Origin of the sequence: Neorhizobium petrolearium, from assembly GCF_029854435.1 — a bacterium.
Lineage (GTDB): Bacteria > Pseudomonadota > Alphaproteobacteria > Rhizobiales > Rhizobiaceae > Neorhizobium > Neorhizobium petrolearium.
On record NZ_CP123000.1, the window covers coordinates 3293017 to 3309889 of the forward strand.

18 protein-coding genes are annotated in these 16873 nt (G+C 61.6%); 3 read left to right on the plus strand and 15 right to left on the minus strand.

Going from position 1 to position 16873, the window contains the following annotated elements; genetic code table 11:
• Positions 1-236 precede the first annotated feature (236 nt).
• From ftsH to ybgC, 9 genes are all read right to left on the minus strand, one after another.
• Entirely contained in the window at positions 237-2174 is a 1938-nt protein-coding gene (gene ftsH, locus QEO92_RS16310) for an ATP-dependent zinc metalloprotease FtsH (RefSeq protein WP_037149022.1), read from the minus strand.
• A gap of 108 nt (positions 2175-2282) precedes the next feature.
• Positions 2283-3659: a tRNA lysidine(34) synthetase TilS gene (tilS, locus tag QEO92_RS16315; protein ID WP_227703720.1), complete on the minus strand. Its 1377-nt coding sequence runs from the start codon at positions 3657-3659 to the stop codon at positions 2283-2285.
• Positions 3660-3669: 10 nt separating this feature from the next.
• Complete coding sequence (gene ybgF / locus QEO92_RS16320; RefSeq protein WP_227703721.1) at positions 3670-4704, minus strand: tol-pal system protein YbgF; 1035 nt, start codon at positions 4702-4704, stop codon at positions 3670-3672.
• 178 nt (positions 4705-4882) lie between these two features.
• A complete protein-coding gene (gene pal / locus QEO92_RS16325; RefSeq protein ID WP_037149017.1) occupies positions 4883-5392 on the minus strand; it encodes a peptidoglycan-associated lipoprotein Pal in 510 nt (169 codons plus the stop codon).
• A 184-nt stretch (positions 5393-5576) separates the two neighbouring features.
• Positions 5577-6884: a Tol-Pal system beta propeller repeat protein TolB gene (gene tolB / locus QEO92_RS16330; protein ID WP_227703722.1), complete on the minus strand. Its 1308-nt coding sequence runs from the start codon at positions 6882-6884 to the stop codon at positions 5577-5579.
• Positions 6885-6898: 14 nt separating this feature from the next.
• Positions 6899-8062: a hypothetical protein gene (locus QEO92_RS16335; protein ID WP_227703723.1), complete on the minus strand. Its 1164-nt coding sequence runs from the start codon at positions 8060-8062 to the stop codon at positions 6899-6901.
• A 10-nt stretch (positions 8063-8072) separates the two neighbouring features.
• Positions 8073-8525: a protein TolR gene (gene tolR, locus QEO92_RS16340; protein ID WP_037149007.1), complete on the minus strand. Its 453-nt coding sequence runs from the start codon at positions 8523-8525 to the stop codon at positions 8073-8075.
• 25 nt (positions 8526-8550) lie between these two features.
• Entirely contained in the window at positions 8551-9270 is a 720-nt protein-coding gene (gene tolQ, locus QEO92_RS16345; RefSeq protein WP_037149000.1) for a protein TolQ, read from the minus strand.
• A gap of 254 nt (positions 9271-9524) precedes the next feature.
• The gene (gene ybgC, locus QEO92_RS16350; RefSeq protein WP_227703724.1) at positions 9525-9974 is read right to left on the minus strand and encodes a tol-pal system-associated acyl-CoA thioesterase; all 450 of its coding nucleotides are present in this window, start codon (positions 9972-9974) and stop codon (positions 9525-9527) included.
• Between the two features lie 122 nt (positions 9975-10096).
• On the opposite strand from ybgC, the gene QEO92_RS16355 reads away from it, so the two are divergent.
• The 3 genes from QEO92_RS16355 (at position 10097) to QEO92_RS16365 (ending at position 13151) form a co-directional block, all read left to right on the plus strand.
• On the plus strand, positions 10097-11317 hold the full coding sequence (locus tag QEO92_RS16355) for an NAD-dependent epimerase/dehydratase family protein (RefSeq protein WP_210055633.1): 1221 nt from the start codon (positions 10097-10099) through the stop codon (positions 11315-11317).
• A 137-nt stretch (positions 11318-11454) separates the two neighbouring features.
• Positions 11455-12267, plus strand: coding sequence for a glycosyltransferase (locus QEO92_RS16360; protein ID WP_227705190.1), 813 nt, complete (start codon positions 11455-11457; stop codon positions 12265-12267).
• Positions 12264-13151 (plus strand): NAD-dependent epimerase/dehydratase family protein, encoded by an 888-nt coding sequence (locus QEO92_RS16365; protein WP_227703725.1) that lies wholly within the window; start codon positions 12264-12266, stop codon positions 13149-13151. The genes QEO92_RS16360 and QEO92_RS16365 overlap by 4 nt, the downstream gene beginning before the upstream one ends.
• On the opposite strand, the gene QEO92_RS16370 is transcribed toward QEO92_RS16365, so the two are convergent.
• The 6 genes from QEO92_RS16370 to ruvC all read right to left on the minus strand — a co-directional run bounded on the left by QEO92_RS16370 (position 13114) and on the right by ruvC (position 16769).
• Positions 13114-13500, minus strand: a complete 387-nt coding sequence (locus tag QEO92_RS16370) for a hypothetical protein (protein WP_227703726.1) — start codon at positions 13498-13500, stop codon at positions 13114-13116. The two genes, QEO92_RS16365 and QEO92_RS16370, sit on opposite strands and share 38 nt — an antisense overlap.
• A 190-nt stretch (positions 13501-13690) precedes the next feature.
• Positions 13691-14731 (minus strand): Holliday junction branch migration DNA helicase RuvB, encoded by a 1041-nt coding sequence (ruvB, locus tag QEO92_RS16375; RefSeq protein WP_227703727.1) that lies wholly within the window; start codon positions 14729-14731, stop codon positions 13691-13693.
• Positions 14728-15135, minus strand: a complete 408-nt coding sequence (locus QEO92_RS16380) for a PIN domain-containing protein (protein ID WP_227703728.1) — start codon at positions 15133-15135, stop codon at positions 14728-14730. Before QEO92_RS16380 ends, ruvB begins: the two co-directional genes overlap by 4 nt.
• Positions 15132-15410 carry an AbrB/MazE/SpoVT family DNA-binding domain-containing protein gene (locus tag QEO92_RS16385; protein ID WP_037148987.1) on the minus strand — a complete coding sequence of 93 codons (279 nt, stop codon included), beginning with the start codon at positions 15408-15410 and terminating at the stop codon, positions 15132-15134. The genes QEO92_RS16380 and QEO92_RS16385 overlap by 4 nt, the downstream gene beginning before the upstream one ends.
• 65 nt (positions 15411-15475) lie before the next feature.
• Positions 15476-16093: a Holliday junction branch migration protein RuvA gene (gene ruvA / locus QEO92_RS16390; RefSeq protein ID WP_037148984.1), complete on the minus strand. Its 618-nt coding sequence runs from the start codon at positions 16091-16093 to the stop codon at positions 15476-15478.
• 166 nt (positions 16094-16259) lie between these two features.
• Positions 16260-16769, minus strand: coding sequence for a crossover junction endodeoxyribonuclease RuvC (gene ruvC / locus QEO92_RS16395; protein WP_037149610.1), 510 nt, complete (start codon positions 16767-16769; stop codon positions 16260-16262).
• Positions 16770-16873 lie beyond the last annotated feature (104 nt).

Below are 16873 nucleotides of genomic sequence, written 5' to 3' on the forward strand. Positions count from 1 at the left end.
GGGCGAAGTCCTGGCAGGGATCGGACCCGCGATCCTCTCGACGGCCGGGCCGGCCTCATGGTCGGCTCATGCCATAGATCGCATGAATAAGCACATAAATTAGCGTCAAAATCGCTTATATCCCGTTACCAATAAGGCTAAGGCCCGTCACTCATTGAGATAGCCGGGGAGATAGACAGTCAAACAAAAACCGCCGCGGATCGCTCTGCGGCGGTTTTGAGTTATGTTTGAATGGCTCAGTGCGGCTGGGGTTCGAGACCGCTTTCAGGCTCGCCGCCCTTCGGCTCGTCCTTTTTGGAACCGCCGGTGCTCGGCACTGCCGAACCACGGGCGGGCGGCGCGTCGTCGCCGAGATCGCGTGACGGCTTATGCCCTTTGAGCAGTGCCTTGATCTCCTCGCCCGACAGCGTCTCGTATTCGAGCAGGCCTTCGGCGAGAGCCACGAACTCGTCGTGCTTCTCGGTGATGATGCGGCGGGCCTCTGTATAGGCCTCGTCGATCAGGCGACGCACTTCGGTGTCGATCTTCTGCGCGGTCGATTCCGACACATTCTTCGACTGCGACACCGAATGGCCGAGGAAGACTTCCTGCTGGTTCTCGCCATAGGCGACCTGGCCGAGCACGTCGGAGAAGCCCCATTGCGTGACCATGGCGCGGGCAAGCTTGGTGGCCTGCTCGATGTCGGACGAGGCACCCGAGGTGATGTTTTCCTTGCCGAAGGTGATTTCCTCGGCGACGCGTCCGCCCATCATGATGACAAGGCGCGACACCATCCACTTGTAGCTCATCGAATAGCGATCGCCTTCGGGAAGCTGCATCACCATGCCGAGCGCACGGCCGCGCGGAATGATCGTCGCCTTGTGGAGAGGGTCGGCGACAGGGACGTTCAGCGCGGTGATCGCATGGCCGGCCTCGTGATAGGCGGTGAGCTTCTTCTCCGCCTCGGTCATGGCCGAGGAGCGGCGCTCCGCACCCATCATGATCTTGTCCTTGGCGTCCTCGAACTCCTGCATGGTGACAAGGCGCTTGTTGCGCCGGGCCGCCATCAGGGCCGCCTCGTTGACGAGGTTCATGAGGTCGGCACCGGAGAAGCCGGGCGTGCCGCGCGCCAGCACCTTGAGGTCGACATTCGGCGCCAGCGGAACGTTGCGGGCATGAACCTTGAGGATGCGCTCGCGGCCGACGATGTCCGGGTTCGGAACGACGACCTGGCGGTCGAAGCGGCCGGGACGCAGAAGCGCCGGGTCGAGAACGTCGGGACGGTTGGTCGCGGCGATCAGGATGATGCCTTCGTTCGCCTCGAAACCGTCCATCTCGACGAGGAGCTGGTTGAGGGTCTGTTCGCGCTCGTCATTGCCGCCGCCGAGGCCGGCGCCGCGATGACGACCCACCGCATCGATTTCGTCGATGAAGATGATGCAGGGCGCATTCTTCTTGGCCTGCTCGAACATGTCGCGCACACGGGAGGCACCGACGCCGACGAACATTTCGACGAAGTCCGAACCGGAAATGGTGAAGAAGGGCACGTTGGCTTCGCCGGCAATCGCGCGGGCGAGCAGCGTCTTACCCGTACCGGGCGGGCCGACAAGCAGCACGCCGCGCGGGATGCGGCCGCCGAGCCGCTGGAATTTCTGCGGATCGCGCAGGAATTCGACGATCTCTTCGAGGTCCTGCTTGGCCTCGTCGACGCCGGCGACGTCTTCAAACGTCACGCGCCCGTGTGCTTCGGTCAAAAGCTTGGCCTTGGACTTGCCGAAGCCCATCGCGCCGCGCGAGCCACCCTGCATCTGCCGCATGAAGAACAGCCAGACACCGAGAATCAGAAGCATCGGCAAAAGCGTGCCGAGATAGCTCAGGAAACCGGAAGACCCGTCCGTTTCCGGGCGGGCCACGATGGTGACGTTCTTGGACTGCAGCCGCTCCATCAAGGTATCGTCGATGACGGGCGAATAGGTCTGAAATCCAGAGCCGCTTTCCGTATAGGTGCCGAGCACCCGGTTGCCTGTGACGACGACATCCCTGACCCGCCCCGAATCCACGTCACGCAGGAATTGCGAATAGGGAATCTCACGCGAGTTGGTCTGCGTCGGCGCCGTCTGGAACATGCTGAACAATGCGACCAGCAAAAGGGCTATGATGACCCAGAGGGCGATATTACGAAAGTTTGGGTTCATTGAACTCCCCGGACTGTGACGGCCCGCTTTTTTTCGAGGCGACCGCCTTACTTGCCGCTTAACATAGGGTTGCGGCACGTCCTTGCCAAGGAGAACCGGAGCCGCCGCCTAGCTTTTCCGCGCGGAATCCTTAACCGGCAGCGGGGGAAAAACGTCGCATCCGAGCAAAACAGCAAACTCGCTTGCGAGATTAAGGTCAAACTGCGGCAAAAAGCGGTCGAAGGGGGCAAGGGTTGGCATGATGTGAATTTGGCCGGCGGTGGGCGGCTGGCTCAACGCGATCGTCGAACTCCCCGCTGGAAAGAAGAAGGAGTTCGCCTCAACCCACGGCATCACGCTCATAGCCCGCATGGCGATTGCCGGCGGCGCATCCGGAAAGAGGGCACGCGCCTCCTCCCGATCCGGAGCGGTCGGGCCGATGATGATCTCGGCGGCGCTGCCGTTGGCGATCCGGTATCGGCCATCCCATACCGCGATCCCGCCGGGTGCGACGACAAGCGGCATGAGACCTCGGTTTTCGCGAGCAAGATAAAGCCCGTCGCGGCGAAGGTCGAAGATCACTCGTCCGGCGGTGATGCGTCCGGGCCGGCCGCTGTCGAGAAAGGCCATCACCCTATTCGTGCTCTCGCCGCGCAAGGCATGTGCCCTCCCCCCGAGCACCGCCGAAAGCAGCGACAAGGCGTGGCGGCGCACGGCGCCGTCGCCCGCAAGGCCCGCCGGAGCAAGATGGGCCAGCACGCCAAGACGGATCGTCACATGATCGTGAACGAGACGGGCCGCCGCATCGGACAACGCCGTCCGCCGCTTGACAGCCCGGGTGAGCGCTGCCGCATCGAACGAGCCTTCAGTCGCGAGCTTTCCGCGCACCCTCACCCGCTCGTAATGCGGATTGAGATTGCTGGGATCGTCGATCCAGCTCTCCCCTTCATTGGTCAGAAAAGCGCGGATATCGGCACGTCGGGTTTTCAAGAAAGGTCTCAGAAGCCAGCGGCGTCGTTCGAGAAGCACCGCCTCCGCCATGCCGGCAAGGCCGAGATTGTCTTCTCTGCCGCTCCTGGCGGCGCGCATGGCAACCGTTTCCGCCTGGTCGTCGAGCGTGTGGCCGGTGAGGATGGCGGTGGCATCAATCTCGTCGGCGATCTCCACCAGGAGGCGATAGCGCGCCTCGCGGGACGCGGCGGAAAGGCCCGCCTCCGGCTTCTCGCCCTCCCAGCGGCGGATGACATGCGGAATGCCGAGCCTGCTGCAAAGGGCGGCGACGCTCAGCGCCTCTTCTGCGGATTCAGGCCTCAGGGCATGGTCGACGGTCGCCGCGAAGAGTGAGACGCCGGAACCGGGAGAAATGGCTTTCGAAAGAGCGACGAGCAGGCCGGTGGAATCGCTGCCGCCGGAAATGGCGACGAGAAGGCGCGCCGGTTTCGTAATAACGTCAAGGAGCCGCTGGATCGCTTCGACAGGCGGCAGGTTTGAAGCGGAGGCAGTCACGAGGACGCCGTCAGCCGCAGCGCAAGCGCTTCTGTTCGCTGCCGACCTTGGAAAGCACCGCCTTGGAGGCGGACGGATAACGCTTGGCGACTTCGCGGAGCGTCGCGCAGGCGGTCTCGGTATTGTCGAGGGCGGCAAGCGACATGCCGAGCTTCAGGAGCATTTCCGGAGCCTTCGGCGACTTGCCGTAACTCTGGTGCGCGTTGAGGAAAGTCTTGGCGGCTTCGTTGTATTTTTCCTGCGAATACTGTGCTTCTCCCAGCCAGAAATTGGCGTCCGCGAGGCGCGTGCTCCTCGGATAGGACTGGATATAGCCGGAGAACTCCTGCTCGGCGAGAGAGTAGTCGCCGGTAAGGATGTGATTATAGGCGATCTGATAGGCGTCGCTCTCGCTGCCGAGGGCGGCCGTCTGTTGCGGATCGGTCTTTGCGCGCGCCGCGGCCTTGCCGGGAGCCTGCGAGCCGATATCCACGCCTGGAAGGCCGGCGGCGTTGTTGACCCGGTCGTTGCGCGTGGCAGCCTGCGGATTGCCGTTCTGATCGAGCTCGATGGAGCCAAGCGTGGTCGGCGGCGGCGCCATCCGGCCGTCAGCGGCCTGATCCTGTCCGATTTCGCCTTCGGACGGTGATTCGATGATCCTGGCGACATCGTCGGAAGGCTGGGCGGAGGGCGCGGTTTGTGCGGGAGCACGATTGGACGCCACGGCCGGTCTCCCGGCCGTGGTATCGATTTCACTACGCTTGTTCTTCTCCAGATCCTGGAAGCGGAATTCGTTGTCTTCCTGCGTCTTGCGCAGCTGCTCCTGCATCTGCAGAAGCTGATAACTCATTTCCTCGATCCGGCCGTTCAACTGGCGGACCTCTTCCTGGAGTTGCTGGATACGAACGGCATCAGCGCTCTGCGCAAGAACCACCGGCGGCTGATGAGCCTGAGATCGTTCCGCCGCAGCCTGATCACCCCGGAAAAGTTTCGGCAGCGAGAAAGCCCCCGCAGAAGCGCTCGTCGCCATCAGCCCCAGCATCGCTGCCAAGACAAGTTTCTTCATAAGTGTCCGTCCTGCTCTTTCGTGTGCACCGGATTGGCGCAGCAGGAGATTTTTCCAACTGACGCCAAAAAGCAACCAAGGTCACGTTCAAAAATCCCTGAAATCAGGGCCAAACTATGGAAAAAGCAAAAAGGCGGCCTGGATAGCCGCCTTTTATTCCGGGGACCCGTGGCCTCAGTTACGAACCGGCGCCACCAAGAACCGTGACGGCGCGGCGGTTCTGCGACCAGCAGGAAATGTCGTCGCAGACGGCGACCGGGCGCTCCTTGCCGTACGAAATGGTCTTCATGCGGTTGGCCGGAACGCCGCGGGAAGCGAGATATTCCCTGGTGGCCGCGGCGCGGCGGGCGCCGAGGGCGAGGTTGTATTCGCGCGTGCCCCGTTCGTCGGCATGGCCTTCGACGGTAATTGCATAGTTCGGATAGCGCTGCAGCCACTGGGCCTGACGGTCGAGCGTCTGCTGGGCGTCGGCGCGGATCGAGGAACTGTCTGTGTCGAAGAAGATGCGGTCGCCGACATTGACGGTGAAATCCTGGCTCGAGCCGGGCGTCGCAGCCCCGGCGCCGCCAAGCCCGAGTTCACCGGCGCTGTTCGGCAGGTTCTTCTTGTTGGCGCAGCCGGCGAGCGCGAGTGCGAGCGTGAGCGCAATGACGGCAGGGTTGCGAGCGAGATTCTGCATGCGGCTCATGGCCGGTCTCTCCTTAGATCAATAAATTCCGAAATTTCAGAGTTGCCAGACTCTAACCGGGCTCGGTTAACCATGACCAAACACTTATGGTTAACGGAATGTTACCGCGCCCCTTATTAGGTCGTTTCTCAGTAGATTCGGGCGCAAAAGAGGCGACAAGCCGCCTCTTTTGTGTTCATCGGTCCTACTCCAGAAGCGGAGACCAGGCCGGGTCGGACGCATAGGAGGGGGTCTTGATGAGTTGTTCGTTGTAGCCGGTCAGGTCGATGGAATAGAGCTGCGGACCGCCCGAGCCCGCCGCCTGGCGGAAGAACATCAGGACGCGGCCGTTCGGCGCCCAGGTCGGGCCCTCGTTGTGGAAGCCGGTCGTCAGGATGCGCTCGCCCGAACCGTCCGTCTTCATCACGCCGATCGAGAACTTGCCGCCCGACTGCTTGGTGAAGGCGATCAGGTCTCCGCGGGGCGACCAGACCGGCGTGGAATAAGAGCCGTCGCCGAAAGAAATGCGGGTCTGGCCCGAACCGTCGGCATTCATCACATAGATCTGCGGCCTTCCGCCGCGGTCGCTTTCAAACGCTATGCGCGTGCCATCCGGCGAATAAGACGGCGACGTGTCGATCGCCTGGGTCGAGGTGAGCCGCGTCGTGGTGCGCGAGCGAAGATCCATCGTGTAGATGTTGGAATTGCCCTCCTGCTGCAGGCTCATGATGACCTTCTGGCCATCCGGCGAGAAGCGCGGCGAGAACGTCATGCCCGGGAAATTGCCGACCACCTCGCGCTGCCCCGTCTCCAGTTGGAGAAGATAGACGCGCGGCTGGTTGCCCTCGAAGGACATGTAGGTGACTTCCTGCCGGCTCGGCGAGAAGCGCGGCGTCAGCACGATGTTCCTGGCATCGGTGAGCGTGCGGACGTTGAACCCGTCCTGGTCCATGATCGCGAGCTGGCGCTGGCGGGCCGTCTTCGGGCCGCTCTCCGAGACGAAGACGACGCGGGTGTCGAAATAGCCCTCCTCGCCGGTGATCTGCTTGTAGATCGCGTCGGCGATGATATGGGCGACACGGCGCCAGTTCTCCGGCTGGGTGTAGAACTGCTGACCGGTCATCTGCTGGCCGGCGAAGGTGTCCCAGAGACGGAACTCGGCGCGAAGCCGCCCGTCGCCCTCGCGGGTCACGCGGCCCGTCACCAGCGCCTGGGCATTGATGACCTTCCAGTCCTCGAAGCGCGGCGCGCGGTTCGGGTCGGCAATCTTCTCGATGAACGCGTTCCTGTCGATCGGCGCAAAAAGGCCGGAACGCTTCAGGTCGGCGGCAACGACCTGGGAAATCTGAGGCCCCAGTTCATTGTTCGACAAGAAGTCCGTGATCGCGATCGGCAGCGGTTCGACATTGCCCTTGTTGATGTTGATTTCCACGCGCGCCTCGGCCGGCGCGGCAAACATCACGGCCATGCCCGCAAGCGCGATCACGAGGCGGATGAAAGAACGTTTCATCATGATATCAAAGCCTTTCAAAGCAATTCGCTCGGGTCGAAATTGACGACAACTTCGCTCCAGGCGTCGTATTTGTCGGCGGGCAGGTTCCTGAACGGCGAGGAACGCATGACCGCACGAAGCGCACTGCCCTCGAGCGTGCGGCGGGCGCTGTCGGAGCCGCCTTTGGCAGTCACTTCCGGCCGCCCGACAATCGCGCCGGTTTCGTCCAGTTTCATGGTGACGGTGATGATCACGCCCTCCGCCCCTTCGATGCCGGCGATGACGGACCAGTTGTTCTCGATCTGGCCGCGCAATGCATCCATTTCGCTCTGACTGAGCTTGGAGCCGCCCGCGTCCTTCTTTCCGCCCATGGCCGCCGGTGCGCTGGAACGTTTCGCGCCGCCGCCGGATGCCTCCTGCTTGTTGAGCAGTGCGGCAATCTGATCTGCGTTGAAGTCGCTCTCCTTCGAGGAAGAAGACTTGGCGGTCTCCTGCTTCTTGCCTTCCTTCTTGTCGGTCGGCTTCTCGGCAGCCTTTGCGGTCTCCGCCGGCTTCGGCGTCTCAGGCTTTTTCTCGGCCGGCTTTTCGGCAGGCTTCTCGACGGGCTTGGCCTCTTCCTTCGGCGGTTCCGGCCGCGGCTTGGCGGCGGGGATCGGCACGGCGTCCGGCAGCGGGATCTCTTCCGCCTGGGTTTCGGCGGGTGCGGGTGTCGGCTGGGGCTGCGGCGCCGGTTCGGGTTTGGGCTGCGGCGGCGTCACCTCGGGCTTTGGTTCCGGCAGGGCGGCAACCTCGGCCGGCTTCGGTGCCGTCTCCTCCGGTACGATGTCCTTGACCTCGTTCTGTTCGGGGGTCGGGGTCGGCACCGGCTTCTCGGCCGGCTTCGGCGCAGCGGCCGCCTCCGTCGGCACCGGCTTCTTGGCGGGCGTCGGCGGCGTCTTCAGATCGATATCGTTGTCGCCGGCATTTTCGGCATTCTCGACGATGTTCGGCTTGGTCGTCGGCTTCGGCGCGGCCTTTTCGGCAACGGGCGCCTTCTTGTCACCCTGCTGGATCTGGGTGATCGACTCGACCGGAATGATATCGACAGGCAAAGCTTCCACGTCGGCCACCTCGAAGGAGGCCGGCGCGCTGATGGACACCAGCGCATAACCGAGCACCAGTGTGTGGAGAACCAGCGATGTGCCGAGACTACCTCTCATGGCGCCGCGATCACTTCTCCTGTTCCTGAAGCGTGACGAGGCCGATATTCTTGTAACCGGCCGAGGAAATACGGGCCATGACCTTCATGACGACGCCGTAGGCCGCGGTCGTGTCGCCGCGCACATAGATGCGTTCGTTGTAGCCGGTCGTGGCGATCGCCTGCAGCTTCGGTACGATCTCGTCGATGCCGATCGGCGTTTCCTGCAGGTAGATCTCGCCCTGCGGATTGACCGAGACGGTGATCGGCTGCGTATCGGCATTCATCGCACTCGCCTGCGTTTCCGGCAGGTCGATCGGCACGCCGACAGTCATCATCGGCGCCGCCACCATGAAGATGATGAGCAGCACGAGCATCACGTCGACGAGCGGCGTGACGTTGATCTCGCTGATGGCGCCGCGCCGGCCGCCGCGCCTGCGACGGCCGCCACCCGATGCCTTTGCTCCTCCGGCCGACATACCCATGATACGTTACTCCTTGCGGATCGCTTTACTGCGCCGCCTGGCGCGGCTGGAGCTTCTCATCGATCTGGCGCGACAGAATGGCGGAAAACTCGTCCGCGAAACCTTCCATGCGGCCCGAAAGCTTGCCGGCATCTGCGGTGAACTTGTTGTAGGCGATGACCGCCGGTATGGCCGCCACGAGGCCGATCGCGGTGGCAAGCAGCGCTTCGGCAATACCCGGGGCGACGACGGCGAGGTTGGTGGATTTCGAACCGGCGATCGCCTGGAACGAGGTCATGATACCGACAACCGTACCGAAAAGGCCGATGAAAGGCCCCGCCGAACCGATCGTCGCGAGCGATCCGAGACGGGCTTCATAAGCCTCGCTCTCACGTGCCATGGTGACGTCCATCGCCCGGTCGATGCGCATCTGCAATCCGATCGGCGCGCGTGCGCCGCGCTCGAAGCTCTTCTTCCACTCGCGCATGGCAGCGACGAAGATGGCGGAAAGCCCGTTGTTCTGGCGTTCCGAAAGCGTGCGGTAGAGCTCTTCCAGCGACTGGCCGGACCAAAAAACCTGTTCGAACTGGTCGAACTGGCGTTTCGCCTTGTTGAAGCTCACGTATTTGTCGATCACGATCGCCCAGGTCCAGACCGACGCGCCGATGAGACCGATCATGACCAGCTTGACGACAAGACCGGCCTGCATGAACAGCGACCAGAGGCTTACTTCGCTTGCCGCCGCCGCCAAACCTACCTGTTCCATCTACTACTATCCCCGAATCCAAACGCCCGGTTTTTAAGGACCGGGCGGGTTCAAAAGCGCGCTCTCGCGAGAATGTCCTTGATCGCTGAATGCGCCCGCCGTAACCCCAAGATGCCCTGAGTTTCCAGCTTGGCTTCTCGCTTTCAATTTTGGTCAAAGGAAGGCGTGCGTTGCACAAATTCCTCACCGGCCAGTAAGACATCATTATCGTTAAGGATGTGTTACAGCCGAGGATGCCGGTTTACTTCATTTAGCTAAACCGGGTGCCCCAGAAACTTTTCCGCCACGCTCTCCGGAAGGCGGCGCGGGCGGCCGTATTTGTTGATGACGGCAATCACCACCTTTGCCGCGATCAAGAGCGTGTCGCCGCGGCGGATTTCCTGATTGAGCACCATTTTCGCGCCGCCCGCCTTTTCCGTCATCGTCTGAATGACGAGGATATCGTCCATGCGGGCCGGCTGCTTGAAATCGATCTCCATCCGATGGACGACGAAGACGAGCCCCTCCTCGTCGGCCGAAAGAAGCGCGCTCTGCTCGCAACCGAGGCAGCGCAGATAGTCCGTGCGGCCGCGTTCGAGGAAGTGCAGGTAGCGCGCGTGATAGACGAGGCCCGAGAAATCCGTGTCTTCATAATAGACGCGCTGGGCAAGCCGATGGCCTCCCTCGACCAATTCGCCCGATAACAAAAAATTGTGTGCCTGCATAAGCTTGCCTTGGAAAAACCCCATCGCCCACTGGATAATCGTGGAACACTGAACCAGCTTTCAAGAGCTGTCACAGTTCCTCCCTATCAGGAAATTCATCGAAAACCAGCGGAGAGTACGTCATGAAGATTGCAGTCCTCGGCGGAGACGGTTTCGTCGGCTGGCCGACATCGCTTCACCTGTCCGATGCGGGCCACGAAATTCACATCCTCGACAACCTCTCCCGCCGCTGGATCGACACAGAGCTCGGCGTCCAGTCCCTCACCCCGATGGACAGCATCCAGGAGCGCACCCGCATCTGGCACGCGGAGACCGGCCGCCGCATCCATTTCCACCTGATCGACCTCGCCAAGGACTACGAGCTCCTGAAGGGCTGGCTTGCAAAGCATCGACCGGACGCCATCATCCATTTCGCCGAACAGCGCGCCGCGCCCTATTCCATGAAAAGCGACCGGCACAAGAACTACACGGTCAACAACAACGTCAACGCCACGCATAACCTTTTGAACGCTCTGGTCGAACTCGAACTCGACGCGCACCTCGTGCATCTCGGCACAATGGGCGTCTACGGTTATTCGACGGTCGGCGCGGCAATTCCGGAAGGCTATCTGCCGGTCGGTATCGAGACCCCCGATGGCCGCACCGTTTCCCAGGACATCCTCTATCCCGCCAATCCCGGCTCGATCTACCACATGACGAAGTGCCTGGATCAGCTTCTCTTCCAGTTCTACGCGAAGAACGACGGGCTGAGGATCACCGACCTGCATCAGGGCATCGTCTGGGGCACCCATACGGAGCAAACGCGGCGGCATACGCAATTGATCAATAGATTCGATTATGACGGGGATTACGGGACGGTCTTGAATCGTTTTCTCATCCAGGCGGCGATCGGTTATCCGCTGACCGTGCACGGCACTGGCGGCCAGACGCGCGCCTTCATCCATATCCAGGATTCGGTGCGCTGCATCGAGATCGCACTGAACAACCCGCCTGAGCGCGGCAGCCGCGTCGAGATCTTCAATCAGATGACCGAGACTCACCGGGTGCGCGATCTTGCCGAATTGGTCGCGAAGATGACCGGCGCGAAGATCGCCTGGCTGCCGAACCCGCGAAAAGAGGCGCCGGAAAACGAGCTGATCGTCAAGAACGAGAAGTTCCTCGGTCTTGGCCTTGCTCCCACCACGCTCGGAGAAGGCCTGCTCGGCGAGATCGTCGATGTTGCGAAGAAATACGCCTATCGCGTTGACAGATCACGCGTTCCCGCCGTTTCTGCCTGGACCAGGGACATCGCCGCCAAGGTGGAGCACGACCCGGAAGGCAAGCGGCTGAAATCGGTATCCTGATGACTGGGAATTTGCTCGCCGTCATCCTCGGGCTTGTCCGAGGATCTGCCGTTCACGGAGAATATTGAATGGCAGCAGATGCTCGGGACAAGCCCGAGCATGACGATCGGAGGGCTAAAAAGGGACTACTGCACACCATGAAAAACGCCTTCGTCACGCTGGTGACCAATGCCGATTACGCGATGGGTGCCGTGGCGCTCGCCCGTTCGATCCAGCGGACGGAAACGGCGGCGGACATCGTCGTACTGCACACGGGCGGTGTCGGAGCAAACGATCTTGCGCCGCTAGAAGCCCTCGGCTGCCGACTGGTCGAGGTCGACCACTTGCCGCTCTCCGACGCCTTCAACGAACGGCATGCCAGACAAAACCTGCATGGCGCGGCCCCCTTCACCAAGGGCCGCAAGCCGGACTTCCACACGCCCCTCGACAACTTCTGCAAGATTCGCCTCTGGCAGCTCACCGAATACGACAAGGCGGTCTTCATCGATGCCGATGCGCTGGTGTTGAAGAACATCGACAAGCTGTTCGATTATCCGGAATTCTCCGCCGCGCCGAATGTCTATGAAAGCCTCGCCGATTTCCACCGGCTGAACTCAGGTGTCTTCGTTGCCAAGCCTTCCACAGAGACCTTCGAGCGGATGCTGGCCGCGCTCGACCGGCCGGATGCCTTCTGGCGGCGCACCGACCAGACCTTTCTCGAAAGCTTCTTCCCGGATTGGCACGGCCTGCCGGTGTTCATGAACATGCTGCAATATGTATGGTTCAATATGCCGGCGCTCTGGGATTGGGAGAGCATTTCGGTGCTGCACTACCAGTATGAGAAACCCTGGGAAAGGGATCATCCGAAAGCGGATCGCCTGCGCCCGCTGATCGACCTTTGGGATGCCTTTCATGAGGGTCGGGATGTCCCGGATCTCGCGGCACTTCCCAAACCCGGGGAGCCTTCATGAAAGTCCTGGTTTCAGGCGGGACGGGCCTTGTGGGGCGTTACATCGTCGAAGGCCTGCTGGAAGCCGGATACCAGGTCATCGTCGGCGGGCGGACGCCGCCCGCACCCGACCTCTTCTCCAGACCGGTCGGTTTCGCAGCCCTCTCCCTTGATCCGGATATCGACCGGATGGAGGCTTTCGACGATGCCTATTTCTTCGTGCATGCCGCCTTCGATCACCTTCCCGGAAAATACCGCGGCGGCGAAGGCGACGATCCGGCCCGCTTCCGACGGCTGAATCTCGACGGGACGGTCAAGCTCTTCGAGACGGCCAAACGGGCGGGCACGCGGCGCGCGATCTTTCTCTCCAGTCGTGCGGTCTACGACGGACTGCCGGCTGGTACGCCGCTGACCGAAGACCTCGTCCTCAGGCCGGACAGCCTTTACGGAGAGATCAAGCTCGACGGCGAGCGGGCACTCACAGCTCTCTCCGGCCCGGGTTTCGTCACGGCGAGCCTGCGATTGACGGGCGTCTACGGCGACTTTCAGCCGAACAAGTGGGACGCGCTTTTCGAGGACTACCTCGCCGGTCGACCCGTGCCGTCACGGGCAGGCACCGAGGTCCACGGCCACGACGTGGCTGCTGCCGTTCGCCTGATGCTCGATACCGAGATAGGGAAGATCGACGGGCAGGTTTTCAACATTTCCGACATCCTGACCGATACAAGGGAAATCCTGGGCAATCTGCCGCATCGACCGCATGAACTGCCGCTCCCTGCCGACCGTCATTCGATCAATCCCATGTCGACGGAGAAGATCAGAACGCTGGGCTGGAAGCCGGGCGGCATGATGCTTTTGAGCGGAACTGTCAGGAATCTGGCGAACGCCCGTGCTCCGACTGTTTGAAACGCCGCATCCTGCCCTCGTTTCTGGCCGTTTCGATCGCCTTTTTGTGCTCTTCGGCCCATTTCTGACCGGCATCGCCTCCCCAAAGCAACCAGGCGATATAGCCGGTTGATGGATTCTCATCGTCACCGAAGTTCTCGGCGCGCTTGTCCGCCTTATGACGATGGAAGTAACTTACCATCTTCCTGATCGTCTTCTCGGAAAGCGGCTTGCGGTTCTTCAGATCGCGGGCCCGGGCGATACCCGCCATCGTCCCGCCGCGCCGATATTGCGCGCGCAATTTCAGCCCCTTATCCGCATTTTCTGCCACCTCGGCCGGGGGGATGCGATCGGGACCCTGGTCAGACATGGCAGAACTCCGACCGGCTCTTCGGAAGCTCCCCCTCGCTTCGCTGCCATGTCCGATGAACTGCGTTCTCGATATCGATCGTCCGCATGGCGTTCTCCTTTTCAAGGAAAACCCAGGCAGACAGCGAAGGTTCCGTTGGCCGGGACCGGAGATCAAGATCGGGTCAGCCGGGACCGCCGGAGGTGATCGCTTACTCGTCCTCGGTGAACATCCGGAATTGCGCGGCCTCAAGATCCTTGGGCGGCTGCATTCCGAGATGTTTCCAGGCATTTGCAGTTAAAACGCGGCCGCGCGGCGTGCGCTGGATGAAACCCTGCTGGATCATGTAGGGCTCGATAATGTCCTCGATCGCATCGCGCGGTTCGGACAGGCCAGCGGCAATCGTCTCGATGCCAACCGGCCCGCCACCAAAATTCACGGCGATCATGTTGAGGTAGCGCTTGTCGAGCTGGTCGAGACCCGCATGATCGACCAGAAGCCGCGTCAGCGCCTCGTCGGCGATCTCCTTCGTCACCGCCTCCGCCTTCGCGACCTCCGCGAAGTCACGCACGCGGCGCAACAGCCGGCCCGCGATGCGCGGTGTGCCGCGCGCACGCCGGGCGATCTCACGGGCGCCGTCGTCCGTCATCGGCAGGTTCATCAGCCGAGCGCCGCGCCGCACGATGAGTTCCAGTTCCTCGACGGTGTAGAACGACAGGCGCACCGGAATGCCGAAACGGTCCCGCAACGGCGTGGTAAGCAGGCCGAGACGGGTGGTGGCGGCGACTAGCGTGAATTTCGAAAGGTCGATCTTCACCGAACGCGCCGCCGGCCCCTCGCCGATAATGAGGTCGAGCTGGAAATCCTCCATGGCGGGATAAAGGATTTCCTCGACCGCCGGATTGAGGCGATGAATTTCGTCGATGAAGAGCACATCGCGCTCTTCGAGATTGGTGAGCAGTGCCGCAAGATCGCCCGCCTTGGCGATGACCGGGCCGGAGGTGGAACGGAAATTGACGCCGAGTTCCTTCGCCATGATTTGCGCCAGCGTCGTCTTGCCGAGTCCGGGCGGGCCGACGAAAAGCACGTGGTCGAGCGCCTCGCCACGCCCCTTCGCCGCCTCGATGAAGACCTTCAGGTTGGCGCGCGCCTCCGCCTGGCCGGTGAACTCGTCCAGCGACTGCGGGCGCAGCGTCGCATCCAGGTCTTCGCCCCGCTTTTCCGGCGTTATCAGGCGGGCGGGTTCATTCATGTGAGAAGTTCCATTCCGGGGACGCGCGCGGCGGCTTTCTTGTCGAAGGTAAAAGTCTTACTGCAGTCATCGATACGATTCATCTCACTCAGCAAGGCATCGGCGAAATCGACGTTCGACATACGGCAGATATGGATAGCATTGCCGACCGCCTCATAATCCGCCACCTCGAACTCGCGCCGTTCCAATATGGCCTGAATGAAGTCCAAGATACGATCCCTGGGATAGCGGTATTTGCGGTTCAGGACCCAGCTCGCTTCAAGGATGACGGATACATTGATGAAAAGAATATCGTCGGCATCCAGCCGATCCAGAAGCCTGCTAACGGCATCCATCTGCCTCGCATCATCCGGAATGGCGATCCGCAATAGGACGTTGGTATCGATGCCGATGCGTCCACTCATTCTCCGCCGCTCTGTCTGATCGCGTTTTCGTATCGCTCGACGGCGGCGTCCATAACAGCATTGTCGATATCGTTCTGCGAAAGCGGTCCATTTGCCAGCGGCTTGCCGAGTACGCCAGCCAATTCACCAAGAGGCTTATTACGCGGAATGACAACCATCTCGCCGTTGCGAACCCAAGCATAGCATTTGTCGCCCGGCTTGACCTTCAACTGGTCACGCAGGTCTTTCGGTATGGTCATCTGTCCCTTGGATGTGATCGTGATGCTGAAACCCATATCGCAACTCCGCTACGCCTTACATTCCGAGAATAGTAAGGCGAAATCTCTCTTTTGCAATCCCCTCACCGCGCCAGTTCCTTCAAGCCCAGCCGGATCAGCTTGGCGCTGTCACCCCCTTCGCCGCCGTTCTTCAACGCGGCGGCCACCGCATTCGCCGCCTGGTCACGTGAGTAGCCGAGATTGGTCAGCGCCGAGACCGCGTCCGCGACCGGCGCCGAAGCGACACCCTCGCCGATCTCCTGCTTGAAGCCGATATTCGCGGACGCCTCGCCCGCAAAGGCCGGGGCCTTGTTCTTCAGTTCCGTCACGATGCGCATCGCCACCTTTGGGCCAACGCCCGGCGCCCGCGACACGGAAGTCCGGTCCTGCAGCGCGATCGCATTGGCAAGCTCGGATGGCGTCAGCGTCGAAAGCACGGCGAGCGCCACCTTGGCGCCGACCCCCTGCACGCTTTGCAGCAGGTTGAACCATTCCCGCTCCAGCGCCGAAAGAAAGCCGAAGAGCTTCAACTGGTCTTCACGCACATACGTCTCGATGAAGAGCACCACCGCCTCGCCCACCGAGCCCATTTTCGAAAGCGCGCGGGACGAGCAAAAGACCTCGTAACAGACGCCATGCACGTCCACGAGAACGTAGTCGTCGCCGATCTCGTCGATAGTGCCTTTGAGCTTGCCGATCATAAGAAAGTCCGTCAGGGATGAGTTTCGGGGGAGATGATGTCGAGCGAAGGAAATAGGCGCGATAGCGGGACGCGTCGCGCGTAAGAAGACACCTTTTTCAGTGACGCGCACGATAATACCTCTCAAGTATTACCTATTGACCCAACGTGAACAAGTCAAGAACAAACTACCCCGCCAATGCCTGCCGCATGCGTCTTCCACCCCTGTGATGGGCATGGCAGATGGCGATCGCCAGCGCGTCGGCCGCGTCATTGCCTTTGAAATCCGCCTTCGGCATCAGGATCTTCAGCATCATGTGAATCTGCTGCTTTTCGCCATGCCCGACACCGATCACCGACTTCTTCACAGCATTCGGTGCATATTCGGAAACCGGCAGACCGGCACGCGCGGGCACCAGCATGACGACCCCCCTCGCCTGGCCTAGTTTCAGTGTTGCCACCGCGTCCTTGTTGACGAAGGTCTGTTCCACTGCCGCCTCGTCCGGCCTGTAGGCATGCACGATCTCTGCAAGCCCGTCATGGAGCTGGCAAAGGCGCGAGGCGAGGTCCATGTCGCCATCCGAGGTTACCGTGCCCGATGCGACGAAGCGCAAGCTGTTGCCCAGCGTCTCGATGATCCCCCAACCGGTGCGGCGAAGCCCCGGATCTATACCGATGATGCGAATCGTCTCTGTCATGCGCATGAGCCTATCGCCTTCCCGCAAAAGGCGCCACGCCGACGTGACGGCCATATCGGCGACTTCGGCCTAACTCGTCCGCCGTTAACTATGTGGAAAAGGAT